At 66.6% G+C, this 25,035-nt stretch carries 21 protein-coding genes; 10 read left to right on the forward strand and 11 right to left on the reverse strand.

Features of this window, described 5'->3' with window-relative positions:
* Nucleotides 1–116 precede the first annotated feature (116 nt).
* Together C507_RS0102700 and C507_RS0102705 are read left to right on the forward strand one after the other, a co-directional pair.
* Nucleotides 117–1,109: a carbon-nitrogen hydrolase family protein gene (locus C507_RS0102700; RefSeq protein ID WP_018698117.1), complete on the forward strand. Its 993-nt coding sequence runs from the start codon at nt 117–119 to the stop codon at nt 1,107–1,109.
* Nucleotides 1,106–1,774 (forward strand): pyridoxamine 5'-phosphate oxidase family protein, encoded by a 669-nt coding sequence (locus C507_RS0102705; RefSeq protein ID WP_018698118.1) that lies wholly within the window; start codon nt 1,106–1,108, stop codon nt 1,772–1,774. The genes C507_RS0102700 and C507_RS0102705 overlap by 4 nt, the downstream gene beginning before the upstream one ends.
* Here C507_RS0102705 and C507_RS20210 read toward each other — a convergent pair.
* Both C507_RS20210 and C507_RS0102715 read right to left on the reverse strand, forming a co-directional pair.
* Nucleotides 1,728–2,930, reverse strand: coding sequence for a GGDEF domain-containing protein (locus C507_RS20210; protein WP_018698119.1), 1,203 nt, complete (start codon nt 2,928–2,930; stop codon nt 1,728–1,730). The two genes, C507_RS0102705 and C507_RS20210, sit on opposite strands and share 47 nt — an antisense overlap.
* A gap of 130 nt (nt 2,931–3,060) precedes the next feature.
* Nucleotides 3,061–3,594: a MarR family winged helix-turn-helix transcriptional regulator gene (locus C507_RS0102715; RefSeq protein ID WP_018698120.1), complete on the reverse strand. Its 534-nt coding sequence runs from the start codon at nt 3,592–3,594 to the stop codon at nt 3,061–3,063.
* A 239-nt stretch (nt 3,595–3,833) separates the two neighbouring features.
* Here C507_RS0102715 and C507_RS0102720 point away from each other — a divergent pair, with 239 nt between their 5' ends.
* From C507_RS0102720 to C507_RS0102740, 5 genes are all read left to right on the forward strand, one after another.
* A complete protein-coding gene (locus C507_RS0102720; protein ID WP_026318792.1) occupies nt 3,834–5,609 on the forward strand; it encodes an N-acetylglutaminylglutamine amidotransferase in 1,776 nt (591 codons plus the stop codon).
* Between the two features lie 206 nt (nt 5,610–5,815).
* A complete protein-coding gene (gene ngg, locus C507_RS0102725) occupies nt 5,816–7,621 on the forward strand; it encodes an N-acetylglutaminylglutamine synthetase (RefSeq protein ID WP_018698122.1) in 1,806 nt (601 codons plus the stop codon).
* Nucleotides 7,609–8,763, forward strand: a complete 1,155-nt coding sequence (locus tag C507_RS0102730) for an osmoprotectant NAGGN system M42 family peptidase (protein WP_018698123.1) — start codon at nt 7,609–7,611, stop codon at nt 8,761–8,763. The genes ngg and C507_RS0102730 overlap by 13 nt, the downstream gene beginning before the upstream one ends.
* A 48-nt stretch (nt 8,764–8,811) precedes the next feature.
* A complete protein-coding gene (rnd, locus tag C507_RS0102735) occupies nt 8,812–10,089 on the forward strand; it encodes a ribonuclease D (protein WP_018698124.1) in 1,278 nt (425 codons plus the stop codon).
* Between the two features lie 148 nt (nt 10,090–10,237).
* Nucleotides 10,238–11,434 carry an amidase gene (locus C507_RS0102740; RefSeq protein ID WP_018698125.1) on the forward strand — a complete coding sequence of 399 codons (1,197 nt, stop codon included), beginning with the start codon at nt 10,238–10,240 and terminating at the stop codon, nt 11,432–11,434.
* A gap of 66 nt (nt 11,435–11,500) precedes the next feature.
* Here C507_RS0102740 and C507_RS0102745 read toward each other — a convergent pair whose 3' ends face one another.
* The 5 genes from C507_RS0102745 to C507_RS0102765 all read right to left on the reverse strand — a co-directional run bounded on the left by C507_RS0102745 (nt 11,501) and on the right by C507_RS0102765 (nt 17,840).
* Complete coding sequence (locus C507_RS0102745; protein ID WP_018698126.1) at nt 11,501–13,039, reverse strand: Ppx/GppA family phosphatase; 1,539 nt, start codon at nt 13,037–13,039, stop codon at nt 11,501–11,503.
* Nucleotide 13,040: 1 nt separating this feature from the next.
* Nucleotides 13,041–15,242: an RNA degradosome polyphosphate kinase gene (locus C507_RS0102750; RefSeq protein WP_026318793.1), complete on the reverse strand. Its 2,202-nt coding sequence runs from the start codon at nt 15,240–15,242 to the stop codon at nt 13,041–13,043.
* Nucleotides 15,243–15,346: 104 nt separating this feature from the next.
* Nucleotides 15,347–16,087: an HdaA/DnaA family protein gene (locus C507_RS0102755; RefSeq protein WP_018698128.1), complete on the reverse strand. Its 741-nt coding sequence runs from the start codon at nt 16,085–16,087 to the stop codon at nt 15,347–15,349.
* Nucleotides 16,084–17,238: an AI-2E family transporter gene (locus C507_RS0102760; protein WP_018698129.1), complete on the reverse strand. Its 1,155-nt coding sequence runs from the start codon at nt 17,236–17,238 to the stop codon at nt 16,084–16,086. The genes C507_RS0102755 and C507_RS0102760 overlap by 4 nt, the downstream gene beginning before the upstream one ends.
* Nucleotides 17,235–17,840 carry a CDP-alcohol phosphatidyltransferase family protein gene (locus tag C507_RS0102765; RefSeq protein WP_018698130.1) on the reverse strand — a complete coding sequence of 202 codons (606 nt, stop codon included), beginning with the start codon at nt 17,838–17,840 and terminating at the stop codon, nt 17,235–17,237. Before C507_RS0102765 ends, C507_RS0102760 begins: the two co-directional genes overlap by 4 nt.
* Nucleotides 17,841–17,966: 126 nt before the next feature.
* Between C507_RS0102765 and purM the strand changes: the two genes are divergently transcribed.
* A complete protein-coding gene (gene purM / locus C507_RS0102770) occupies nt 17,967–19,037 on the forward strand; it encodes a phosphoribosylformylglycinamidine cyclo-ligase (protein WP_018698131.1) in 1,071 nt (356 codons plus the stop codon).
* Complete coding sequence (gene purN / locus C507_RS0102775) at nt 19,037–19,696, forward strand: phosphoribosylglycinamide formyltransferase (protein WP_018698132.1); 660 nt, start codon at nt 19,037–19,039, stop codon at nt 19,694–19,696. Before purM ends, purN begins: the two co-directional genes overlap by 1 nt.
* A gap of 20 nt (nt 19,697–19,716) precedes the next feature.
* On the opposite strand, the gene C507_RS0102780 is transcribed toward purN, so the two are convergent.
* Nucleotides 19,717–20,031, reverse strand: a complete 315-nt coding sequence (locus tag C507_RS0102780) for a hypothetical protein (RefSeq protein ID WP_018698133.1) — start codon at nt 20,029–20,031, stop codon at nt 19,717–19,719.
* 40 nt (nt 20,032–20,071) lie between these two features.
* Nucleotides 20,072–22,162 carry a molybdopterin oxidoreductase family protein gene (locus tag C507_RS0102785; RefSeq protein WP_018698134.1) on the reverse strand — a complete coding sequence of 697 codons (2,091 nt, stop codon included), beginning with the start codon at nt 22,160–22,162 and terminating at the stop codon, nt 20,072–20,074.
* A gap of 262 nt (nt 22,163–22,424) precedes the next feature.
* Between C507_RS0102785 and C507_RS0102790 the strand changes: the two genes are divergently transcribed.
* Nucleotides 22,425–23,447 (forward strand): TerC family protein, encoded by a 1,023-nt coding sequence (locus C507_RS0102790; RefSeq protein ID WP_018698135.1) that lies wholly within the window; start codon nt 22,425–22,427, stop codon nt 23,445–23,447.
* Nucleotides 23,448–23,456: 9 nt separating this feature from the next.
* Here the strand turns inward: C507_RS0102790 and C507_RS0102795 are convergent, their stop codons facing one another.
* Both C507_RS0102795 and pcaD read right to left on the reverse strand, forming a co-directional pair.
* Nucleotides 23,457–23,951 carry an Lrp/AsnC family transcriptional regulator gene (locus C507_RS0102795; protein ID WP_026318795.1) on the reverse strand — a complete coding sequence of 165 codons (495 nt, stop codon included), beginning with the start codon at nt 23,949–23,951 and terminating at the stop codon, nt 23,457–23,459.
* A 105-nt stretch (nt 23,952–24,056) separates the two neighbouring features.
* Nucleotides 24,057–24,845 carry a 3-oxoadipate enol-lactonase gene (gene pcaD, locus C507_RS0102800; protein WP_018698137.1) on the reverse strand — a complete coding sequence of 263 codons (789 nt, stop codon included), beginning with the start codon at nt 24,843–24,845 and terminating at the stop codon, nt 24,057–24,059.
* Nucleotides 24,846–25,035 lie beyond the last annotated feature (190 nt).

Genomic DNA, 25,035 nt, shown 5'->3' on the forward strand with positions numbered 1-25,035 from the left:
CTCGCTCCCCTCAGACAAGCGTGCGGCCGATGCGCTCCGGGGTCCCCGAACGGGGACTGTGACGGTTTGGCGTGTGGCCTCAGACTTTCCCGGTTCCCGCAATCCGGAGAGGTCTCATGGTCAAGGTTGCCGCCGTTCAAGCTGCCCCCGTCTGGATGGATGCCAAGGGCACCCTGGACAAAACCATCGCGCTGATCGAAGAGGCCGGGCGCCAGGACATCGAGCTTCTCGCCTTCGGCGAGGTCTGGCTGCCCGGATACCCGTTCACCATCTGGCTGACCCCGCCCATGGCCGCCATGGACGTGGTGATGGCGCACAGGATGAACGCCATCACGCTCGACGGCGCCGAGCTGAAAGCCATCGGCGAAGCCGCCGCGCGGGCAGGCACCTGGGTGGTGATGGGCTTTGCCGAGCGCGACCGCGGCAGCATCTATTGCAGCCAGGTTCTCATCGACGACCGCGGCCGCATCGTCATGAGCCGGCGCAAGCTGCGCCCGACGCACATGGAACGGACCGTGTGGGGCGAGGGTCCGGTCACCGACATCACGGTAGCCGACACGCCGCTCGGCAAGATCGGCGCGCTGTGCTGCTGGGAGAACATCCAGCCCATCAACCGCCAGGGCATGTACCAGCTGGGCGAGCAGATCCACGTCGCGTCGTGGCCGAGCTTCGGCATGTTCAAGGGCGTCCGCCAGGCCTATGCGCTGTCGGCAGAGGCAAACCTGGTGGAAAGCCAGAGCTACGCCCTGCAGGGCGGCTGCTTCGTGCTGGCGGCGACCTCCATCATCTCCGAGGACAGCCTCGACGCCATCACCCAGGGCAACGAGCAACTGCGGCAGCTGGTGTCGGCCGGTGGAGGCGCGGCAGCGGTGTTCGGGCCCGACGGCTACCGGTTGACCGACCCGATCGACGAGTTCACCGACGGGTTCGCCACCGCCGACATCGACCTGGCGATGATCGAGGGCGCCAAGGTCTTCGCCGACCCGGCCGGACACTACTACCGGCCGGACCTCGCCCGGCACGTGCTGGAGGGCTTTGCCGGCCCCGTCGATGCCAACCCGAAGCCGGCGTCCGCCAGGTCGGATGCCGTCAGAGAGGCGGCGGAATGAGCTACGGCTTCGACGATTTCTACACTCCCGCGCAGAGGGCACTGCAGGCGGACCTCGGAACGGAAAAACTCGCCGAGACCGTCTTCAACGCCATTGTCTGGGACACGCTCGACGAGCAGGCCGCCGGCTTCATCGAGAGCCGCGACTTCTTCTTCCTCGCCACCGTCGACGGCGAGGGCCGCCCCACGGTGAGCTACAAGGGCGGCCCGCCGGGCGTCTGCCACGTGGTCGACGAGAGGACCCTCGTCTTTCCGGCCTACGACGGCAACGGCATGTACAAGAGCATGGGCAACGCCGCGGAGACCGGGAAGGTCGGCCTCCTGTTCATCGACTTCGAGACGCCGAACCGGATCCGGGTGCAGGGCTCGGTGCGCGTAACCGACGACGATCCCGAGATGCACCGCTATCCTGGCGCGAAACTCGTTGCCCGGGTGGATGTCGAGTGCTGCTTCCTCAACTGCGCCCGCTACATCCACAAGCATCGCCGCGTGGAGACCAGCCCCTATGTGCCGGACGCGGCGGGCGAGCAGCCGCACCCCTCGTGGAAGCGCATCGACCTGGTCCAGGATGCTCTGCCGGAGCGCGAGCGCCGACGGACCGAGGCCGAAGGCGGCGTCATCACGATGGACGACTATGCGGAGAAGCTGATGGCCGGGCAGTCGTGAGGGAAGCTGCGTCAGGCTCGCAGTTTCCGTCGGCGCTGCCGTCCCGCTCGCCCGGCGCGACGCCATCGAACACCGCACGGTTGCGCCCCCCGGTCTTTGCCCGGTAGAGCGCGGCGTCGGCCCGGTCGAAAAGCGCGAGAAAGGACTCCCCCCGGGTCCGCTCGGCTATGCCCAGGCTGGCTGCGATCGGGGCGGCGGCGGGCGGCAGCGGAAAGCGGGTCGCCGCGAGTGCCTTCTGCAGCCGCCTGACGAGGCGCCCCGCCTCGTCCGTGCCGCCGTCGGGGAGCATTACCGCGAACTCCTCGCCCCCAATCCGGCCGACGAGGTCCTGCTCCCGGGCCGTCGCCCTGAGGATGCCGCCCACGATGCCGAGCACCCGGTCACCCATGCTGTGGCCATAGGTGTCGTTGATGCGCTTGAAGTGATCGAGATCGCACAAAACGAGCGTGCAGCCCGTCCCCTGCGCACGCATGAGCGCCTCGGTTCGCTCCTCGAATCCGCGCCGGTTGAGCACTCCGGTCAGGCGATCGAGATCGCGGTCGCGCCGCAGGTCTTCAACATGGTCGAACAGCGCCGCAACGACCACGGAAAGAACGAACCCGGCCGCGACCACGGTGCTCGAATATTGCAGGATCTGCCAATAGACCGGATCCGCGAAGGCGCTCATCGTGTCGGCCGGCACGTGACGGGACGACAGGATCGCGCGGGGAAAGAACTCCAGCGCGTAGAGCACCGCCGCCCAGAAGAGCACGCGCTCCCACACGGGCCCGAGCCTGAGACCCCGCAGGGCATAGGCGACGCCGAGGAACAGCAAGCCGGCGGACAGATGCGTTGCGTAGACGCGCGCCTGAAAATTCGGGATGACGAAGTAGAAATAGGTCACCACCGCGCCGACACCGGCGACGTACAGCACGTTCCACGGCATCCCGATTCGCAAGGCGGAGCGGCGCAGAACGCTCTCCGCGCCGATCATCACGGCGGTCGCGTACAGGATGTTGGACAGGACGATGCTGGCGCCGAAGCTTGGCAGCCACGGGAGAACCTGGGTCACGCCCGCAACAACTGCGAGCAGGCAGGATAGAGCCAGCCCGAGCATGTAGCCGTGCCGCGTGATAATCCACATGGCGACGCACACGACGACGACCATCAGCGCCATCGCCGGCCCCAAAAGGTTCGCTGCAAGCTCTGCCGCCGAACTGTTCAATCATCCCTCCGCGCTCCTTCTTTCCCCGGGGAAAGCGGCCCTGTCGAGTACTTTTGCGTGTGGAGGGAGCGCGTTCGGCAGCTCAGACTTCGTCTTGAGCCCGTTCTGGACCGAGGAGCCAGGCTCCCTCGTCCCCGGTTCCCGCATCCATCATCGTCGCGATGTCTTCGAGCGCCGAAAGCAGCGCCTCCTGCCGTTCGGGCTTCAGCCCTTCGAAGCGGCTGACAAAGGCCTCCTGAAGGAGCGGCGGTGCCTTTCGCAGTGCCGCATCGCCTTCCCGCGTGAGACGGGTGTGCACCACCCGCCGATCGCTGGAGCTGCGATAACGCTCGACGAGCGCCCGCCCCTCCAGCTTGTCGAGGATGGTGGTGACGGTCGCGGGGCTGAGGGAGACGTGAGCCGAGAGCGTCGTGGACGTGACCTCGCCCAGATCACGCACCGCCTGCAGCACGATAAGTTGCGGAATCGTCAGGCCGACGGTTCGGGCGACGTGGCGGGACTGGAGATCAACGGATCGAATGATGCGGCGAACCACGATCAAGACCGCACGGCTCCGGTCGCCGGGCGCTCCCTGGCGCCCGTCCGATCCATCCCGTTGCGTGCGCTGCTTCTGCATGATCGCGGTTCCATCGAGCGGTAGCCAAGGGTCTCGCCGGCGGGACGCTCGACACTTTCCGCTTCCCGGCGGGCGCCGGTGGTCCCGAGCTTGCAAGGCGACGGGACGCCGGCCGGCGCCGATCATGATGGAACTTAATTTGACCCCAAATCTTTTGAATTGTAAATATTTCGCGATCGAACCGGACGGCGGCTGACGAGTTTCCCGCCTGTAACGATGGATTTCTGGAGGACTGGCGGATGTGTGGAATTTGCGGCGAACTGACGTTTGACGGGACGATGGCGTCTTCTGCCGCACTGGGCCGTATGACCGAGGCGATGGCACCGAGAGGCCCCGACGCGGAGGGCATCGTCGGTCGCGGACGGGTGATGTTCGGTCACCGCCGCCTGTCCATCATCGACCTGTCGCCGCGCGCCGAACAGCCGATGGTCGACACCAATCTCGGCCTGACCATCGCCTTCAACGGCTGCATCTACAACTATCCCGAGCTGCGTCAGACGCTGGAGGCGGAGGGATATTCCTTCTTCGCCAATTCCGACACCGAGGTGATCCTCAAGGCCTACCATGCGTGGGGTCCGACCTGCGTGGAGCGCTTCCACGGCATGTTCGCGTTCGCCATCCTCGAGCGTGATACGGGCCGCGTCGTGATGGCCCGCGACCGGTTCGGCATCAAGCCGCTCTACATCGCCGAAACGCCGAGCAAGCTGCGCTTCGCCTCGTCCCTTCCCGCCATCCTGGCCGGCGGCGGCGTCGATACCGACATCGACCGCGTGGCCCTGCACAACTACATGTCGTTTCATGCCGTGGTGCCGGCACCGCGCACGATCCTGAAGGGCATCCGCAAGCTGCCGCCCGCCACCGTGCGCACCATCGAGCCCGATGGCGGCATCAAGGACCACGTCTACTGGAAGGTCAGCTACGAGCGCACCGACGACGAGATGACCATGTCGGCGGACCTGTGGCGCGAACGGTTGCTCGCGGCACTGCGGCGCGCCGTCGACCGTCGCATGGTCGCCGACGTCCCCGTGGGCGTGCTGCTTTCAGGCGGCGTGGATTCCAGCCTCATCGTGGCGCTGCTCGCCCAGGCCGGCCAGAAGGACCTCAAGACCTTTTCCATCGGCTTCGAGGATGCGCATGGCGAGGTCGGCAACGAGTTCGTCTATTCCGACATCATCGCCAAGGAGTTCGAGACCGACCACCACCAGATCCACGTGCCGTCGGCGCGCATGATGGAGGCCCTGCCCGGCACCATCGCGGCCATGAACGAGCCGATGGTCTCCTACGACAATGTCGGCTTCTACCTTCTGTCCCAGGAGGTGGCGAAGCACATCAAGGTGGTGCAGTCCGGCCAGGGGGCCGACGAGGTCTTCGGCGGCTACCACTGGTATCCGCCCATGCAGCAGACCGACGATCCGCTGGCGGAGTACGCGAGCGTCTTCTTCGACCGCAGCCACGCCAAGATGGCGGAGCACCTTTCGCCGGACTACATGCTCGACGAGGATCCGAGCTTCGCCTACGTGCGCGATCATTTCGCCCTGCCCGGTGCCAACGATCCCGTCGACAAGGCGCTGCGCATCGATTCCACCGTCATGCTGGTGGACGATCCGGTGAAGCGGGTCGATTCCATGACCATGGCCTGGGGCCTGGAAGCGCGGGTGCCGTTCCTCGATCACGAGCTTGTCGAGCTGGCGGCCCGCATCCCGGCGGACCACAAGCTCCGCGAGGGCGGCAAGGGCATCCTGAAGGACGTCGCGCGGCTCGTCGTTCCCTCTGAGGTCATCGATCGCAAGAAGGGGTACTTCCCGGTCCCGGCGCTGAAGTACATCTCCGGTCCGGCCCTCGATCTGTGCCGCGAGGTACTGACCACGGATGCGGCCCGCCAGCGCGGCCTGTTCCGCCAGGATTATCTCGACAGACTGTTCGCCGATCCCTCGGCGCACATCACGCCGCTGCGCGGCAACGAACTCTGGCAGGTCGCGCTACTGGAAATGTGGCTGCAGACCAACAACGTGTAGGGCCTGTCCCGCTACCGCCGCACGGTCGGTGGACGGGGAGCACACCACCCGCCTGGAGGCTCTCGCGATCGGGCACGACGATGCGATCGAGAGAGACTTCGGGACATGCCGCCCCGGTTACCCGGGCCGGATTTCGCGATCGAACCCCTCCCGCGCGGCGCGTCCGGGGAGCGAGACATGACGTTCGACGACGGAGACAAAGCTTCATGACCACCCAGCCCGGCCATCGCCGCGAGCGCGGCTACTCCCAACGCCTGCGCCGGATGCGAGAACAGGGTGCCAAGCCCCTGCCCGGTCGCGACGGAACACCGACGCACCGAAACGACGGCACCGGCATCTCGATCGATTGCGGCTGGGGCAACCTGCATTTCGCGCAGACCTTCGAGAGCCTCAACGCCCTTGCAGAGCGCATGCGCAAGGAAGGTCCGGGCCGGCGCGACATCGCGTTCTACGTCCGGGAGCCGCACGTGGCGCTTGCCGCAGCACCGCAGGAACTCTTTCTCGACCCCTCGCACACCTATCGGCTGGAACTCTCCACATATCGGTCGTCGAGGCGCAAGCTTCAGGGCTTCACCGTCCGGCGCATGACCAACGAGGAGGACGCGGAGGCGGTGAACCGCATCTATGCGGCCCGACACATGGTCACCGTCCGTCCGGACTTCTTCTGGCATCGCAAGGACCGGGCGCTCGTCTATCTGATCGCCGAAGATAACGCGACGGGCGCCGTGGTCGGCACCGTCACCGGCGTCGATCACATGCGCGCCATCGACGACCCCGAGCGCGGCGCATCGCTGTGGTGTCTCGCCGTCGACCCGCAGGCACGCCATCCCGGCATCGGCGAAGCCCTGGTGCGGCGGCTTGCAGAAGTCTTCCAGGCGCGCGGCAACGCCTATCTGGACCTCTCCGTGCTGCACGACAACGAGCAGGCCATCGCACTCTACGAGAAGCTCGGCTTCTTCCAGATTCCGGTCTACGCGCTCAAGCGCAAGAACCCGATCAACGAGCGCCTTTTCGCGGGCCCGCGCCCCGAGACCGATCTGAACCCCTACGCCCGCATCATCGTCGACGAGGCGCGGCGGCGCGGAATCGACGTCAGCGTCATTGACGCCGATGGCGGGTTTTTCCGTCTGACCTATGGCGGCCGGTCGGTGCTGTGCCGGGAATCGCTCAGCGAGATGACCTCGGCGGTTGCCATGTCCATCTGCGACGACAAGGCGGTGACCCGTCGCGCCGTCGAGCGCGCGGACATCCGGGTGCCGGCGGAGATGGAGACGGCGAGCGCCGACGACGTCGCCGACTTCCTGGCCGAGCACGGGAAGATCGTGATCAAACCGGCGCGCGGCGAACAGGGTCGCGGCGTCGCCGTGGGGCTCACCGCGGAGGACGACGTCGCCGGCGCCATCGAACGCGCCAAACAGATCTCGGACCGTGTGCTCGTAGAGGAATTCGTCGAGGGCGACGATCTGCGCCTGATCGTCATCGACTACCGGCTGGTCGCCGCCGCGGTGCGCCGGCCGGCCAGGATCGTCGGCGACGGCAAGTCGACTGCCCGCGAGCTGATCGAGCGGCTGAGCCGACGCCGCGCCGCGGCGACGGGCGGCGAATCCCAGATCCCGCTGGACTCCGAGACCGAGCGGGCGCTGCGCGAAGCCGGTTACACCCTCGACGACGTGGTCGAGGATGGCCAGGAAGTGCCGGTCCGACGCACGGCGAACCTGCACACCGGCGGCACGATCCACGATGTCACCGACCATGTTCATCCGACCCTCGTCGAAGCGGCGGTGAAGGCGGCGCGGGCGATCGAGATCCCGGTGGTGGGAATCGATCTTCTGGTGAAATCCCACCTGAAGCCGGACTACGTGTTCATCGAGGCCAACGAGCGGCCCGGTCTGGCCAACCACGAACCGCAGCCCACCGCGGAACGCTTCGTGGACCTTCTCTTTCCGCTCTCAATCCCCCATGCTGCCCGCCAAGCCAAACGAACAGAACCGGAGGAGCCGTGCCCCGCCTGACCATCGACACCGAGTATCTCAAGGATACGCTTGCCGAGTTCCTGTCGATTGCCAGCCCGAGCGGCTACACCGACACCATCGTCCGGGCGGCCGTGACAGAGCTTCGCCGCCTCGGACTGGAAACGCAGATCACCCGCCGTGGCGCCATCCGGGCGCGAATCCCCGGCCAGAAGCGCCAGCCGGCACGCGCCATGATCGCGCATCTCGACACGCTCGGCGCCCAGGTGAAGATGCTCAAGGACAACGGCCGTCTGGAGCTGGTCGCCGTGGGTCACTGGTCCGCGCGGTTCGCCGAGGGCGCGCGCTGCACGATCTTCACCGAGCGCGGCGCCTACCGCGGCACCATCCTGCCCCTGAAGGCGTCCGGCCACACCTTTGGCGACGAGGTTGACGAACTGCCGGTCGGTTGGCGCTACGTGGAGCTGCGCGTCGATGCCATGGCCAGCACCGCGCGCGATCTGGAGCGCCTGGGCTTCTCCGTCGGCGACATCGTGGCGGTGGACCCGCAGCCGGAATTTATCGACAACGGCTTTATCGTGTCCCGCCATCTCGACGACAAGGCAGGCGTCGCGGTCCTCTTCGCCACCATCGAGGCGCTGGTGCGCGAGAAGCCGGAACTGCCCGTCGATACGCTGTTCCTGTTCTCCATCGCGGAGGAGGTGGGCAACGGCGGCTCGTCGATCCTGACCCACGACATTGCCTCCATGGTCACCATCGACAACGGCACCACGGCACCGGGCCAGAATTCCAGCGAGTTCGGCGTGACGGTCGCCATGGCGGACCAGACCGGCCCCTTCGACTGGCACCTCACCAACAAGCTGGTGCGGCTGTGCCGCGAGCACGATATCCGCTACCAGAAGGACGTCTTCCGCTACTACCGCTCTGACAGCGCGGCGGCCCTGGAAGCCGGCGCGGACGTGCGCACCGCGCTCGTCACCTTCGGCGTGGATGCCTCGCACGGCTACGAGCGCATTCATCTGCACGCGCTTCGCTCGCTGGCGGAGCTGTCGACGGCCTATGTCACGAGCCCCGTCGAGATCCAGCGGGATGCGGAACCGGCCGGCTCGCTGCTCGGCTTTCCCTCCCAACCCATGGAAGATGCCGCACCGACCAGTTCGGACCCCAGCAACCCAATGGTCTGACCGCCCGGCCCTCCCCCGTCCCAGCCCTCCAGTGTACCGTCCCGCTTGATGAACCTGATCACCACCACCGACGAGCTGTCCGCCGCCTGCCAGCGCCTTGCCAAGGCCGACTTCGTGACGGTCGATACGGAATTCATGCGGGAAACGACCTTCTGGCCGAAGCTCTGCCTGATCCAGATGGCCAGCCCCGAAGAGGCGGTGATCGTCGATCCCATCGCCGGCGCGGACATGGACCTGGCGCCGTTCTTCGCGCTGATGGGCGATGAGAGCGTCACCAAGGTCTTTCACGCCGCCCGCCAGGACATCGAGATCGTGTTCCACCAGGGCAACCTGGTTCCGCATCCGGTGTTCGACACCCAGGTGGCGGCGATGGTGTGCGGCTTTGGCGATTCCATCTCCTACGATCAGCTCGTGTTCCGGGTGACGGGCGCGAAGATCGACAAGTCGCATCGCTTCACCGACTGGGCGCGTCGCCCGCTGTCGGAGCACCAGCTCTCCTACGCACTCGCCGACGTGACGCATCTTCGCGATGTGTACGCCTACCTGAGCGAGGCCCTGGCCGACCAGGGACGCACGGACTGGGTACGCGAGGAGATGGTGACCCTCACCTCACCCTCCACCTACCAGCTCGACCCCGAGCGCGCCTGGACCCGCCTGAAGCTGCGCGTACGCCAGCCGCAGGACCTTGCCGTGCTGCGTGGCATCGCCGCCTGGCGCGAGCGCGAGGCCCAGAGCCGCGATATCCCGCGTGGACGGGTGCTCAAGGACGATGCGATCTACGAGATCGCCACGCAGAAGCCGAAGGACGAGGCCGCGCTGGCCCGGCTGCGGACCATTCCGCGTGGCTTCGAGCGCTCCAAGTCCGGGCGCGAGATCGTGGTGGCAGTCCAGGAGGCTCTGAACAGTCCGAAGGAAAGCTGGCCGAGCGTGCCCCGGCCACGCCAGGCGCCGGACGGATCCACTGCCGCGACCGAACTGTTGAAGGTGCTGCTCAAGCAGGTCGCCGAGCAGAACGGTGTCGCGGCCAAGGTGATCGCCACGTCCGACGATCTGGAACGGCTGGCCTGCAACGATCTCGACGGGCTGGCGACCATGTCAGGCTGGCGGCGCGAGCTGTTCGGCGACAAGGCGCTCGCCCTCAAGGAAGGCCGTGTGGCGCTGAGTTTCGACGGCCGAAAGGTGGTGGCATTCGAATCCGACGAGCCGTTCGTGGCCGCCCCCGCAAAGAAGAAGAAGCCCCGGCGGCGGATCAAGAAGGCAGCCGCAGACGGCGCCAGTGGCGATGCCGTCCCGGAACAGGCGGACGCGGAGGAAACGAAAGCCTGAGCTGGCGCGTTAAGGTCTCGGCGCCAGCGCGGCGACAGGGCCCTGCGATGCGAAGGCATGGTAGGGCAGACGGGACGCCGGATTCTTGCCGGCGCGCGGACGCAAGGCACATCCCCAATTTCATGACGGACGTCGGAGAGTTGCTCGAATGACGGCCGACCCCACCCTTTCTGCAGCCGACTATCGCTGCTACTGCGACTATCCTTTCGTCGACGTTCCGCACGCAGCCGAAGGGCCCCTCGCCGGCCGGCGCTTCGCCGTGAAGGACCTTTTCGACGTGGCCGGATACCCGACCGGATGCGGGCATCCGGACTGGCCGGCGCGCGCCCACCCCGCAAGCGAAACCGCATCGGCGGTGACGGCTCTGCTGGATGCCGGCGCGCAATGCGTAGCCAAGACCGTGACCGACGAAATCGCCTACGCGCTCAACGGCCGCAACGCCCACTACGGAACGCCGGTCAATCCCGCTGCCCCCGACCGCGTTCCGGGCGGCTCGTCGAGTGGCTCAGCGGTCGCCACGGCCGCTGGTCTCGTCGACTTCGCGCTCGGCACCGACACCGGCGGTTCGATCCGTGTTCCCGCCAGCTATTGCGGCCTATACGGCTTCCGGCCGACCCACGGGCGCATCGCCATCGACCATTGCATGCCGCTTGCTGCGTCCTACGACACGGTGGGCTGGTTCGCCCGAACCGGCGCCGATCTCCAAGCCGTGGGAGAGGTGCTGCTGGACGAGGAGCCGGGCGCGGATGCGCCCTTCTGTCTGGTGGTATCCACAGCAGTGGACTATCTTGACGCCGACACCCGTCCTGGCTTCAACGCCGCGATCGAGCGGGTCACGCCGCACTTCCGGCGCGTGTTCAGTGCCGTCGACATGCTGCTCATGGAGGAGGACTGGGGCCTGACGTTCCGGGTTACCCAGGCGGCGGAAATCTGGCAGGCAATGGCTCCGTGGGTGGAGGCGCGCAACCCGAGTTTCGGACCGGGCGTGAAGGAGCGTATGGCCTGGGCCCGCTCATTGGGCGCCGAGGAAATTGCCTTTCATCAAGACCGGCGCGCCACCATCCAGAGCCAGCTGCGCGCACGCATCGGCCTGGACACAGTTCTGCTCGTTCCAACCGCCCCGTCCGCTGCACCGCTGCTCAGCGTCGATGACGCGGACCTGGAAGACTTTCGCAAGCGGCTGATCGCATTGTCCTGCCTGGCCGGCCTGGCCGGTCTGCCCCAGGTGACCCTGCCGCTCGCGCGCTGCCGCGACGGTGCCCCGGTGGGGCTGTCGCTCATCGGTTCGCCCGGCGCCGATCGGACGCTTCTGGCCCTGGCCGCCGCGATCGACGGCGCGACCTGACGGGCATTTCCATACTCTTTGCAGAGGCTTGCAAGAGAAAGCTCAGCTGCTTCCGCAGCGGCTCGGTCAGACGATGACCACCGCGCTTGCCTGATCGCCGAGGTCGGCGAGCTGATCCAGACGGCGGCGGATCGCGCCGCCGTCGAGGGCCTGCAGGTCGCGCGGAATGTGCAGCACGATGCGCTCGCCTTCCCGCACCACTTCGGTGCGCGGAATGATGCCGGGCATCGCGGCGGACAGGCTGTAGGCGAGCCGCATGGCGGCGCCAAGCATCCGTGCACGATACTTCAACCGGGCCGGCATGAGCCGCTGGATCGCGGGCAGTTTCGCCTCAGAGACTGTGCCGGCATAGCGATGGAAGATCGCGAGCGCGAGATAGCCGCGGCCGGGATGGTCGACGCCGGTAAAGGCCCCATTGGCGATCATCGCGACCGCCTGGTCTCCCCGGTAGTCGGGATGCGCCCGCCAGGCGACATCGGCCAGCAAACAGGCCGCAACGCGCAGGCGCTTCTCCGCCTCGGTCTCGTGGATGCCCAACGCCTCGAAGACCCCGGCCGTCCACGGTGCGAGTTCGCGGCTGTGCCTGGGTGACCGGGACCGCAGGTCGGCCAGTTCGGCGGCCGCGACGAGCAGCGGGTCTTCGGCGCGCGCCTCGGGCGAAAGCTTCTCGTAGAGGTGGCCCTCACGCAGGCCGAGCGCGGACAGCACGACGGCCTCTGGCCGGCCGATCTTCAGCACCTGCTCCAGCACCGCCGCGCCGAATGGCAGCAGCGCGCGACGCGAGCGGGACACGACGTCGATCCCGTCGATCGCGGCGATCTCCGATCGCACCACCATCCGGCAGAGCTCGAACGCCTCATCGGCGGGGATGGTGTAGTGGTGCATGATGTGCAGCGGGTAGTTCGTCCGCTGCATGTGGAGGTTCGCGAGCGCCCGCCAGGTGCCGCCGACGGCGTAGAACACCCGGCCTTCAGAGGCCTTCAGACAATCCGACGACTGCAGCAGATCCGCCGCCATCTTGCCCGCCTTGCGGGCCGATCCGCTGGCCGTTTCCGACAGCCGCAATCCGCCGAGCGGAAAGGTTTCCCCCGCTCCGAGCGAATCTCCATTGATATCGATGAGTTCGAGGCTGCCGCCCCCCAGATCGCCGACGACGCCGTCCGGCTGCCAGAAGCTCGACGCCACGCCGAGCGCCGATACCTTGGCCTCTTCCTGACCGGACAGGACCTGCAGGCCGCCACCGGTGATCGCCGTGACCGCATCGATGAAGGCCGCGCCATTCTCCGCGTCGCGCACAGCAGCGGTCGCGATGACGTCGAGCTTCGTCGCTCCGCTCTGGTCGGCCAGCTGGCGGAACCGGCGGATGGCAACGAGCGCCGCCTCGACCGATTCGTCGGCAAGCCGGCCGTTCTCGGCGAGGCCCTTGCCAAGGCCGGCGAGGACCTTCTCGTTGAACAGGGGCGTCAGCGCTCGGGAGAGGCGTTCGTAGAGAACCAGGCGGACGGAGTTGGAGCCGATGTCGATGACGCCAACCGGTCCATAGCCCGGGAGGCGGCCGGGAGCGAAAGCCGCACTCGTGCCGGAGTCGGAGGTCTTTGTGACCACGTCAGCCTTGCCGCTGCATCGGTGTGGCGAAGGTGCGCGGGGAATCGGTCTGGATCGACTGTCCACGACCGGAAAGCGACGGGTTCGTCATGAAATACTCGTGCGCGTTGAAGGGCTCTTCGCCCTCCGCCGGGATGATGCGGCGATGCCCACCGTTCGCCAGCAATTCCCAGCTCTGCTGGTTGTCCGTGATGTTCGCGACCATGATCTGATCGAGGATCTGGGCGTGAACCGTCGGGTTGTCGATCGGCGCCATGGCCTCGACACGACGGTCGAGGTTGCGCGGCATCAGATCGGCCGAGCCGATATAGACGATCGCCTGCGGCGACGGAAGGCCGAAGCCGTTGCCGAAGCAGAAGATGCGGCTGTGCTCCAGGAAGCGGCCGACGATCGACTTCACCCGGATGTTGTCGGACAGGCCCGGCACTCCGGGGCGCAGGCAGCAGATGCCGCGCACCACCAGGTCGATCTCAACGCCCTCCTGGCTGGCGGCGTAGAGCGCGTCGATGATCCGCGCATCGACCAGCGAGTTCATCTTCATCCACACCTGCGCCGGGCGCCCGGCCCGGGCGTGCTCGATCTCGCCCTCGATGTGTTCCAGCAGCCGGTTGCGCAGCGTGACCGGCGAAACGGCCATCCGCGACAGCTCCGCCGGACGGGCGTAACCGGTGATGAAATTGAAGATGCGCGCAACGTCCTGCGCCATCACCGGGTCGGCGGTAAAGAAGGACAGGTCGGTGTAGATCTTCGCGGTGATCGGGTGATAGTTGCCGGTGCCGATGTGGCAATAGGTGGCGAGCTGGCCGCCCTCCCGGCGCACCACCATCGACAGCTTCGAGTGGGTTTTCAGCTCGATGAAGCCGAACACCACCTGCACGCCGGAGCGCTCCAGATCGCGGGACCAGCGGATGTTGGCCTCTTCGTCGAAGCGCGCCTTCAGCTCGACCAGCGCCGTCACCGACTTACCGGCTTCCGCCGCCTCGCCCAGCGCCTTCACGATCGGGGAATCGTTGGAGGTGCGGTAGAGCGTCTGCTTGATCGCCACCACGTCAGGATCGCGGGCCGCCTGCGACAGGAACTGCACCACCGCGTCGAAGGATTCGTAGGGGTGATGGACGACGATGTCCTTCTGGCGGATGGCCGCCAGGCAGTCGCCGCCGTGTTCGCGGATACGCTCCGGGAAGCGGGGCGTGTACGGCTTGAACTTCAGGTCGGGCCGGTCGAGCCCGACGAGCTGCGACAGATCCTTGAGGGCCAGCCGGCCCTTGACGAGGAACATCTCGTCGCCGGACACGCCGAGCGCGGAAGCCACGAACTGGCGCAGCGTCTCGGGAGTGGAGGCTTCGATTTCCAGCCGGATCACCGACCCGCGCCGGCGGCGCTTCAGCGCGCTCTCGAAGGTGCGGACAAGATCCTCCGCCTCTTCCTCGATTTCCAGATCGGAATCGCGCAGCACGCGGAACGCGCCCTTGCCCTTGACCTGGTAGGCGGGGAACAGCCGGCCAATGAACAGCGCAATGACGTTTTCCAGCGCCACGAAGCGGGCCGAGCTGTCGGTTTCGGAGACCGGGATGCGGATGAACCGCTCCACCTGGGCCGGAACGCGGATCAGCGCGATCATCGGCTCGGCGCCCGGCGCATCGAGATGGAAGACCAGCGAGAAGCCCAGATTCGGGATGAACGGGAACGGATGCGCGGGGTCGATGGCGAGCGGCGTCAGGACCGGGAAGATGTGGCCGAGGAAGTAGCGCTCGAGCCATTCCTGATCGTCGCGCGTCAGCGTCTCGGGATCGCAGAGATAGATGTCGCTGTCTTCGAGCTCGCGCGACAGTTCAGCCCAGCGGCGCTGCTGGGCGCTCTGAAGCTTGCCGACCGCCTCGCCGATCCGGGCGAGCTGTTCCGACGGGGTCAGCCCGTCGTCGCTGCGCGTCTCCACCTTCTCGCGCTGCATCCCCTTCAGGCCCGCGACGCGCACCATGAAGAATTCGTCGAGATTGTTGGCCGAAATGGAGAGAAAGCGCAGCCGCTCAAGCAGCGGATGGTTCGGATTTTCCGATTCCTCCAGGACGCGCACGTTGAACTGGAGCCAGGACAGCTCACGATTCACGAAGCGCTCGGGCTGCGTGCGCAGCTCCTCGCCCGACATACCCTCAACGCTGACGCTCTCCGCCGTCGCTGATACCTGTTCAGTGGTCGCGTCCATCGGCCCCTCCAGTGTTCATCGCGCGGTCCTACACCCCGAGTATGACGGAATTTTCTCTCTCCCACGAAGTGGATGGGGAGAGTGTCGGGCCCTGCCCGGCCGGTTCAGCCCGCGCCGTCGCCCTCATCGTCCTCGCCGGCCTCGCCGACCAGGTCGCCAAGCCCCTCCTGGACCAGCACCTCGGCCGCCATCGGACGGGTGATTGGACGGCGGCGGGCCAGTCCCTCGCGGTCCAGCGCATCAACGACCCGAAGTGCTGCCTGAAAGGACCGTTCCATCCGGCGCACCAGATAGGCGACCACGGCGGAATCGACCGAAAGCTGGCGGTCGCGGAACAGCTTGCTGAGAACCCGCTGCAGAAGCGCGTCCTCTGGCTCGCCGATCACGGTCGGAGGAATTGCGCGCAGCCGCGAGGCGAGATCGCGGGTGCTGATGGTCCACTCCGAGGCGGGCACCCGCGCGGTGAGCAACAGGAACCCGCCCGCGGAAACGACAGCGTTGACAAGGTGAAACAGGACAGCTTCGTCGAGCGGCTCGCGGTCGCAGTCCTCGACCACCAGAGTTCCGCCCCGGATCAGCGCGACGGGATCGCCATCGGCCAGGTCTGACGCGCGAACGATCGGAGCGTGTGCCTTTTCCGCCCAGAGCGAAGCAAGATGGCTCTTGCCGGTGCCCTCCCCGCCGATGAGCAACGCGACATGATGCGGCCAGTCCGGCCAGCGCTCCAGCATCGTCCAGGCAGCCCCGTTGGAGGCGCCGACAACGAAATCCTCGCGTCGATAGGACGGCGACAGCGCGAGATGAAGCGGCAGTTGCCGCGGCCGCCCGTCTCCGCCGCCGCTCACGGCTGCCCTTTGTGGGGCGGCGGCGCCATGGCTCCGCTGGACGGCGACAAAGGCACGCCGGCTGGCCCGGGGGGACGCGGCCGATCGTCCTCGTCCCCGTGATAGATGCGGCTCTCCTGGTAGCGCTTGATGAAGAACCGCACCAGAACGCCCACGGCGGCCGAAGCCGGTACGGCGATCAGCATGCCGGCAAAGCCGAACAGGTAGCCGAAGGCGAACAGCGCGAAGATCAGCCAAACCGGGTGCAGGCCGACACGTCCCCCGACAAGCTTCGGCTGCAGCACGTTGCCTTCGAGGAACTGGCCGAACAGGAAGATCGCAATGACGATGCCGATCATCACGGAGTCCGGCCAAAACTGGTTAAGCGCGACGCCGACCGAGACCGCGAAGCCGAGACCGGACCCGAGATAGGGCACGAAGGAGATGAGGCCGGCCATCAGGCCGATCATCAGCCCGTGATGCAGGCCGACCGCGACCAGCGCCACGGCATAGAACAGGCCCAGGATCAGGCAGAGCGAGACCTGGCCATGGATGAAGCCGGAAACCGCCCGGTCCATCTCGCGGAACAGCTCGCGGATGGTGTCGGCGTGCTCCCGCGGCAGCAGGCTGTCGAGCGAGGCGACCATCCGGTCCCAGTCGATCAGCAGGTAGAAGGCGATCACGGGGGTGACCACGACCAGCGAAAACACCGAGATGATCGCCTGGCTGCCCGACCAGACCGATTTCACGACGCTGCCGGCCCAACTCGCCCCCTGGCTGGCGAGGTTGGTTACCGCCGACTGTAGCTCGCGGGCATCCATGCCGAGCATCTCGGCCAGCCGGTTCGTCTCCGCGTGCTCGCTCAGGAAGGCCTGCAGCTGGGCGATGTAGCCCGGCACCTTTTCCAGGAAACCGGCGATCTGGTTGCCGATGGCCGGGACGATGACGATCAAGCCGATGATGCCGACCATCAGGAAGACGATCAGGATGATGGACGTGGCGAGGATGCGGTTGATCCCGCGGCGCTGCATCCAGCGCGCGATCGGATTCAGGAGATAGGCAAGGAACATGCCCGCGACGAACGGCAGCAGGATGCCCTGAAACAGCCGCAGCAGGAGCAGGAATCCGATGGCCGCGACGACCCAGAAGACAATCTGGCGGCCCAGGGTCACGGTTTCGTATCCTTTTGCGGAAGGTCGGCCATGCTGCGCTCGCTCATGTAGCGGAGCCACACGACGAGATAGGCGGCGGCGGAGGCGGCCGTCAAGGCGGCGACCACCAGCACCATGACGGCACGCGGGCGCGCCAGTTCCAGCGGAAAGGCAAGGTCGGCCAGCACCAGCGCCGCCAGGAGGATCTGGGCAACGGTGTTGATCTTGCTAACGAATAGCGGGCGAATCGGAACCGTCTGACCGAGCAGGCTGGACACGACGACGGCGGCGAGAATCAACACGTCCCGCGCCACCACCGCGGCGACCAGCCAGATCGGGATCTGCCCCACGATGCCGAGGCTGACGAAGATAGAAACCAGCAGCGCCTTGTCCGCCAACGGATCAAGATAGGCGCCCAAACGACTGGACAGGTTCCACTTTTTTGCAATGAAGCCGTCCAGTCCATCGGTCAAGCCGGCGACGATGAAGACGGCGAACGCGACATCGTCGTAGCGTTCGATGATGGCCCAGACCACGACCGGGACCAGAAGAAAGCGCAACACCGTTAGGAGGTTGGGGATCGTCACGATGCGGACCACGCCTTCGCTGCTGTATTTGTGCACGATTTATGACATGCGTCCCGCGACCGTGCATCTGCCGATCGCGACCGGCAGCGATGTCAAAAGCCGATTGCATTCACCGGGCCATGCGGATTGGATGCGGCCAACGCCAACGGAGCCTGCCCTGAAATGACCAATTCCCCGGACCGTCCGTCCGTCACCTATGCCGATGCCGGCGTCGACATCTCGGCGGGCAACGCCTTCGTGCGGGCCATCGCGCCGCTTGCGAAGGCCACTGCCCGGGCGGGCGCGGACGCCTCGCTCGGCGGGTTCGGCGGCCTCTTCGATCTGAAGGCGGCCGGGTTCGACGATCCGCTTCTGGTGGCGGCAACCGACGGCGTTGGCACCAAGCTCAAGCTCGCCGGCGACACCGGCATCCACGACACGATCGGCATCGATCTCGTGGCGATGTGCGTCAACGACCTGATCGTGCAGGGTGCCGAACCGCTGCTGTTCCTCGACTATTTCGGCTGTGGCCGCCTCGAGGTGGGAGTGGCCAGCGACGTGGTGAAGGGCATTGCCGAGGGATGCCGCCAGGCCGGTGCGGCGCTGATCGGTGGCGAGACCGCCGAAATGCCGGGCATGTACGCCCCCGGCGACTACGACCTGGCCGGCTTTGCCGTCGGTGCGGTGGAGCGCGGCCAGGTGCTGCCGCGCCCGGACGTCGCGCACGGCGACAGGTTGATCGGCCTCGCCTCCTCCGGTGTGCACTCCAACGGCTATTCGCTTGTGCGCCGGATCGTGGAGCAGTCGGGGCTTTCGCTCGACGGCCCCGCCCCGTTCGATGACGGCCGCACGCTTGGCTCGGCACTCCTGGAGCCCACCCGCATCTACGTCGAGGCGCTCAAGCGGGTGTTTGCGCAACATCCCGGGGCGGTGAAGGCGCTGGCCCACGTCACCGGTGGCGGCATCACCGAGAACGTTCCGCGCGTGCTGCCGAAAACCTGTTCGGCCGCCATCGATCTTCCGCGGATCACGGTCCCGCCGGTGTTTGCATGGCTGGCGGCAAGCGGTCCCGTCGATCCGTCCGAGATGCTGCGCACCTTCAACTGCGGGGTGGGCATGGTGGTCATCACGTCCGCCGACGATTTCGTAGCGGTTTCGGAGACACTCGCCGAGGCCGGCGAGACCGTCTTCGCGCTGGGCGAGATCGTCGAGGGTGACGGCGAGGTCGCGTATCGCGGCGCGCTTGCCCTGTGATGGCCGCGTCCCGCACCCGGGTCGCCGTGCTCGTCTCCGGGCGCGGCTCCAACATGGCGGCGCTGATCGAGGCGGCGAAGGCCCCCGGCTACCCGGCCGAGATCGCGCTCGTCGTCTCCAACCGGCCGGACGCCGGGGCGCTCAAGACCGCCGCCGATGCGGGCATCGAGACCGCCGTCATCGATCACAAGGCATTCGGCTCAAAGGCCGACTTCGAGGCGGCCGTTGCGGAGCGGATCGAAGCGGCAGACATCACGCTCATCTGCCTTGCGGGCTTCATGCGGGTCCTGAGCGCGTCCTTCGTGGAACGGTTCGCGGGCCGGATCGTCAACATCCATCCGTCGCTGCTGCCGTCCTACAAGGGGCTCGATACGCACGAGCGGGCGCTTGCCGACGGCGTGCGGCTCCACGGCTGCAGCGTGCACATCGTGAGCGCGGAGCTCGACGCCGGGCCCATCGTGATGCAGGCGGCGGTGCCGGTCCTTTCCGACGACACACCGCAAACCCTTGCCGCGCGGGTGCTCCGATCCGAGCACGTGATCTATCCGCGCGCGCTCGCCGCGCTGGCCGACGGATCGGCGCGGCTGGTGGACGGAAAGGTGCTGTTCGATACGCAGGCTGCCCCGGCCGAGCCGCTCATATGGCCGACAATCGGCTGAACCGACCCCTATCGCTCGTCCTAGCGGGTGCAGGCGGCAATCGCCTTGTACATGGCATCGCGCACCGCACCGGTAAGCGGGGGCCCGATCGTCAGGGCTGAGATCTGCCCCGCTGTCAGCGACGGCCCCGCCTTGCGCGCCGCGCATTGGCAACGCTTGGCAATCCCCTTGCTGTCGCCCTGCTTGCGATACTGATCGTAGATGCACACGTCGACCAGCTTGCGCGACAGCGCCGCGTTGCTCTGCGCACTTGCCGGAGTGGCCATGACAAGGCCGCCAAGAACGCATGCCGCCACCGCCAGATGCGTTGCCGACGCCGATACCCTGATCCCCATACCCGACTCCCGAAACACCCTCACCCAGATCCTTTTCGGATTAGGTCAACGACCCGGCCGCTTCAAGGGCAACCCGGGTGTCGTGGAAGGCGGCACCGCCATAAGGAGCGATCGGCTCTGCAGAGGTGAGCGTGTTGATGCCGCGCCCGCCCGCAAACGCGTCGTTCGGCCAGAGGCCTTCCGAGATCACCACGCCGCGTTGAACGCCGGGGAAGATCCTGGCCGCGACAATCACCGATCCCTTCCGGTTGGAAATGCGGACGGGGGTGCCCTCCTCCAGCCCGAGAAGGGCGGCATCGTCGGGATGAATCATCACCGCAGGCTGCTTCTCCTTGGCGGTAGAGCCCTGCGTCTCGTTGAAGGTCGAGTTTAGGAAGGATCGCGCGGGCGCCGTGACCAGGCGGAACGGATGCTCGTCCGTGCCACCCTCGATGATCCCCCAATGGTCGGGCAGCGCCGGCAGGGCCTCCCACGGCCCCATCGGACCGTTGTTGCTGGCCTTGACCTTCGTCCAGTCCGGCCGGAAGCGGAACCGGCCATCGGCATAGGAAAAGCCGTTCAGATAGTGCGCCTCCTCGAAGGGCGGCTGACAATCGATCCAGCCTGCCTCTTCCAGTTCCGCCAGCGTGCCACGATTGGAATTGCGCAGCATCCAGTCGATGTGCTCGCGCGCGTCCATCTCCACGCCCTTGTGCGTCACGCCGAGACGGCGGGCGAGAGCGTTGTTGACCTCGTGGTTCGACCGGCATTCGCCGGGCGGGTCGATCAGTTTCGGACCGAGGAGAATGTATTGGTGCCCCCCGCCGCGATAGATGTCGTCGTGTTCGACGAACATCGTCGCCGGCAGCACCACGTCCGCCATCTTGGCGGTTTCCGTCATGAACTGCTCATGCACGCAGACGAAAAGATCGTCTCGCTCGAAGCCGCGCTTCACCAGCTCCTGCTCCGGGCAGACCGACACGGGATTGGTGTTCTGGATCAGCATCGCGGTGACGGGCGGACCGTCGAAGAGTGCCTCGCGGTCACCGGTCAGGATCTGGCCGAGGCGCGACTGGTCGAGCCGGCGCGTGGAATGGTCGACAGCGTCCGCCGCCATAACCATCGAGCTGTTGAGCTGGAAGATGGCCCCGTTGTTGTGGAACGCGCCACCACCCTCGTGCTGCCAGAGACCGGCAACGGTCGCGATGCAGGACGCCGCGTGCATGGCCACGACACCGTTGCGCTGGCGGGTAAAGCCGTAGCCGAGGCGCAGGAAGGTGCGCGGCGTGGTGCCCACCAGCCGTGCGAAGGCCTCGATGTCCTCCACCGAAAGGCCGGTGATGGCGGATGCCCATTTGGGCGACCTCTCCGCAAGGTGCGCTTCCAGCTCGTCGGGACAGTCGGCATAGCGCGCCATGTACGCCCGGTCGGCATGGCCATCGCGGAACAGGACATGCATGACCGCGCAGGCAAGCGCCGCATCGGTGCCTGGCCGCAGGATCAGCTTCAAGTCGGCCTGGCGCATCGTCTCCGTCTCGTAGACGTCGACCGCGACGATGGTCGCGCCGCGCTTCTTCCGGGCCGTGATGGCGTGGGTCATGACGTTGACCTGGGTGGAAGCGGCATTGGTGCCCCAGATCACCACGCAGTCGGCAACATCCATCTCCCGGGGATCGGGCCCGGCGAGCCGCCCCGTGCCTGCCGCGAACCCGGCGGACGAGGCCGTACTGCAGATCGTGTCGTACTGGCGGGAATAGCCCTTCAGATGGCGCAGCCGATGGATGCCGTCGCGCTGGATGAGCCCCATGGTGCCCGCATAGAAGTACGGGAACACGCTCTGCGCCCCATGGCGGGCCTCAGCCTCCATGAAGGCTTCGGCCACCCGGTCCAGCGCCTCGTCCCAGCCGATCTCGGCGAACTGGCCGCTCCCTTTCGGGCCGGTGCGCAGGAGCGGCTTCGTCAGCCGGTCGGGGTGATGAGCGCGCTCGGCATACCGGGCCACCTTCGCGCAGATCACACCGGCGGTGTAGGCGTTGGCCTTCGATCCGCGAACCCGGCCGATGGTGTGCCGGTCGAGGACATCCACCTCCAGCGCGCAGGTGGACGGACAGTCGTGCGGGCAGGCGGAACGGAGGACGACGGGCTTGTTCATGAAAGACCGTTGAGGTTGGAACGCATCGTGTTGCGCCCGCCCGCTACCGATCCGCGCGAACGGCGGACCATGACGGCGGCTACGCAGGACCCGGGCCTGGCACACCCAGGTCCGAGACCTTCCAATCTACGCGCCCGCGCAGCGCCTGTCGCCCCCAGGCCTTGCATATCGCACGGCATATACCGATCTTCCGGGACAGTCCGCGGTGTGATCCGCGTCAGAGATTCGCGACCGGGCGGCCGACCCGCCCAGACGGACAATCATGATTTCCAATTCCGACATGATCGGCGCATCGCCCACCTTCTGGGCCATCTTTTTCACGCTCGTTGCCATCGTGCTGATCATCGATCTCGGTGTCCTGCACCGCCGAGCGCACGTCGTCGGAATGAAGGAAAGCCTGTACCTGGCGTCTTTCTATGCCGGCCTCGCCGTCCTCTTCGGCATCGGCGTATGGGCAATGGCGGGCGTCGACGCGGGAGCGAAGTTCTTCACTGCCTACATCGTCGAACAAAGCCTGTCCTTCGACAACGTGTTCGTGATGTCGGTGATCTTCGTCTATTTCGGCATCCCGCGCGAACACCGGCACAGGGTGCTGTTCTGGGGCATTCTCGGCGCGATGGTGTTCCGGGCGATCCTCATCGGCACCGGCTCGGCCATGCTGCACGAGTTCGAATGGCTGCTGCTCTTCTTCTCGGCGATCCTGATCTTCACCGGCGTGAAGCTCATGCTTCACGACGAGGAAGACACCATCGACATCGCCAACAACCGGATCTTCCGCTTCCTCGCCCGGCACATCCCGATGACCTCGCAGATCCATGGCTCGCGCTTCGTCGTGCGCGAGAAGGATCCCGTGACCGGGCGCATGGCGCTGGTTGCGACGCCGCTCCTGTTCGCCCTCATCGTGGTGGAAATTTCAGACCTGATCTTCGCCGTGGATTCCATCCCGGCGGTGCTGGCCATCAGCCACGACCCGTTCATCGTCTACACCTCGAACGTGTTCGCGATCCTGAACCTGCGGGCCCTCTACTTCGTCATCGACGCGCTGGTGGCCCGGTGCTGCTATCTGAAGCCCGCCCTCTCGGCCGTCCTGATCTTCATCGGCGGCAAGATCCTCTGGGACGCCTTCATCGGCGAGACGGAGGCGCTGGTCAGCCTCGCCGTCACCGTCGGCCTGATCGGCGGCGCGATCGCGCTCTCTTTCATCTACCCGAAACAGCCGGCACCGCAGTCCGACACCGAGATCGAGCCCCTGCCCGTTGCCAACGACCGGTCCGACTTCCGCTAGAGGCCGGCCTCAGCCGGAGGCGCGGCCCTTGTCCTTGTCGAGCGCGATGAAGGACAGCGGCAGTTCGGTGGTCGACTTGATCCGCTCCATGGCGAAGGTGGTCGACACGTCGGCCACCTCGATCTTCGAGATCAGCTTCTTGTAGAAGATGTCGTAGGCCTCAATGTCGGCCACGACGACGCGCAGCAGGTAGTCGACCGAGCCCGCCATCCGGTAGAACTCGACGACCTCCGGCAGCTCCTTGATCGCCTTGGCAAAGCGCTCCAGCCAGTCTTCGGTGTGCTGGTTGGTGGTGATCGCGACGAAGGCCGTGACCTTCGCGTTCACCTTCGCAGGATCGAGGACCGCAACCCGCCGGGTGATGACCCCCTCCTCTTCCAGGCGCTGGATGCGGCGCCAGCAGGGAGTGGTCGACAGGCCGACCTTCCGGCCGATCTCGGCCACGGGAAGGGTGCAGTCCTCCTGGAGAATGCCCAGGATCTTCTTGTCGGTGCGATCGAGCATGGTCATTGGGGTATCCGATTGCGCATAAGGGCGACGCCGCCCGATATTGCGCAATCTCCTACTACCGATTTCGGAATATGGAAATCAGATTCCCGAAGACGGCGATCAGCCAGCCGTGAGGAATGGCACCACCCGCGCGTTGAACCGCTCGGTCTGCTCGATGTTGGAGAGATGCGCGCAGTCGGGAATGACTTCCAGTTCCGCGCCCCTGATCGCCGAGGCGATCGCCTCCCCCGCCGACGGCGGCGTCGCCGGGTCGTCGGCGCCGGCCACCACCAGCGTCGGCACCGTGATGGCGGAAATGTCGGAGCGCTGGTCCATGTCCCGGATGGCGGCACAGCATCCGGCATACCCGACAGGTGGCGTATCAAGGAGCATGCCGCGAACACGCGCCACTTTCTCCGGCTCGTCGCGGATGAAGGGGTCGGTGAACCAGCGCGCCACCACTGCATCGGTGATTGCCTGCATACCATTGGTCAGCACCGTGTCGATGCGCTGCTGCCACGCGTCCTTTGGCGCCATCTGTGCCGCGGTGTTGCAGAGCGCGAGCCGCGTCACCCGCCCCGGCGCGTGAACGCCGAGCCACATGCCGACCATGCCGCCCATGGAGACGCCGCAGTAGGCGGCGTGCTCGATACCCAATCCGCGCAGCACCGCCACCGCGTCCTTGCCGAGCCGTTCGATGCTGTAATCCCCGTCCGGCGCCTCGCTCTTGCCGTGCCCACGCACGTCGTAGCGAACGACCTGGAAGTGCTCGACCAGTTCGGAGATCTGGTCGTCCCACATGGAGAGATCGGTGCCAAGCGAGTTGGAAAGCAGCACGGAAGGCTTGCAAGGATCGCCGTCGAGCCGGACGTTCAGCCGGACGCCGTCGTCGGTGGTGATGGTGGTCATCGCTCTTGCCTCCCGCGCAAATCGATCGGCCCGTTACGGGCGCGCGGCACGGTAGTCCGGCGTTGGCCCGGAGGAAAGATGTCACCCCGCCGAAACCGTAGGACGGCTGGGCCGCTTGAAGCCGACGCTCCGGACCGGCATGGTGCGCGCAAGATGCCGGACGCCGACGCCCGACAGTGTCAGGGGCACC

The sequence above is a fragment of the Amorphus coralli DSM 19760 genome (assembly GCF_000374525.1).
Taxonomy (GTDB): domain Bacteria; phylum Pseudomonadota; class Alphaproteobacteria; order Rhizobiales; family Amorphaceae; genus Amorphus; species Amorphus coralli.

What these genes read in the sequence shown, in the direction of transcription:
- C507_RS0102700 (WP_018698117.1), top strand. Translation starts at nt 117, where the DNA reads ATGGTCAAGGTTGCCGCCGTTCAAGCTGCCCCCGTCTGGATGGATGCC.
- C507_RS0102705 (WP_018698118.1), top strand. Translation starts at nt 1,106, where the DNA reads ATGAGCTACGGCTTCGACGATTTCTACACTCCCGCGCAGAGGGCACTG.
- C507_RS20210 (WP_018698119.1), bottom strand. Translation starts at nt 2,930, where the DNA reads ATGGCGCTGATGGTCGTCGTCGTGTGCGTCGCCATGTGGATTATCACG.
- C507_RS0102715 (WP_018698120.1), bottom strand. Translation starts at nt 3,594, where the DNA reads ATGCAGAAGCAGCGCACGCAACGGGATGGATCGGACGGGCGCCAGGGA.
- C507_RS0102720 (WP_026318792.1), top strand. Translation starts at nt 3,834, where the DNA reads ATGTGTGGAATTTGCGGCGAACTGACGTTTGACGGGACGATGGCGTCT.
- ngg (WP_018698122.1), top strand. Translation starts at nt 5,816, where the DNA reads ATGACCACCCAGCCCGGCCATCGCCGCGAGCGCGGCTACTCCCAACGC.
- rnd (WP_018698124.1), top strand. Translation starts at nt 8,812, where the DNA reads ATGAACCTGATCACCACCACCGACGAGCTGTCCGCCGCCTGCCAGCGC.
- C507_RS0102740 (WP_018698125.1), top strand. Translation starts at nt 10,238, where the DNA reads ATGACGGCCGACCCCACCCTTTCTGCAGCCGACTATCGCTGCTACTGC.
- C507_RS0102750 (WP_026318793.1), bottom strand. Translation starts at nt 15,242, where the DNA reads ATGGACGCGACCACTGAACAGGTATCAGCGACGGCGGAGAGCGTCAGC.
- purM (WP_018698131.1), top strand. Translation starts at nt 17,967, where the DNA reads ATGACCAATTCCCCGGACCGTCCGTCCGTCACCTATGCCGATGCCGGC.
- purN (WP_018698132.1), top strand. Translation starts at nt 19,037, where the DNA reads ATGGCCGCGTCCCGCACCCGGGTCGCCGTGCTCGTCTCCGGGCGCGGC.
- C507_RS0102780 (WP_018698133.1), bottom strand. Translation starts at nt 20,031, where the DNA reads ATGGGGATCAGGGTATCGGCGTCGGCAACGCATCTGGCGGTGGCGGCA.
- C507_RS0102785 (WP_018698134.1), bottom strand. Translation starts at nt 22,162, where the DNA reads ATGAACAAGCCCGTCGTCCTCCGTTCCGCCTGCCCGCACGACTGTCCG.
- C507_RS0102790 (WP_018698135.1), top strand. Translation starts at nt 22,425, where the DNA reads ATGATTTCCAATTCCGACATGATCGGCGCATCGCCCACCTTCTGGGCC.
- C507_RS0102795 (WP_026318795.1), bottom strand. Translation starts at nt 23,951, where the DNA reads ATGCTCGATCGCACCGACAAGAAGATCCTGGGCATTCTCCAGGAGGAC.
- pcaD (WP_018698137.1), bottom strand. Translation starts at nt 24,845, where the DNA reads ATGACCACCATCACCACCGACGACGGCGTCCGGCTGAACGTCCGGCTC.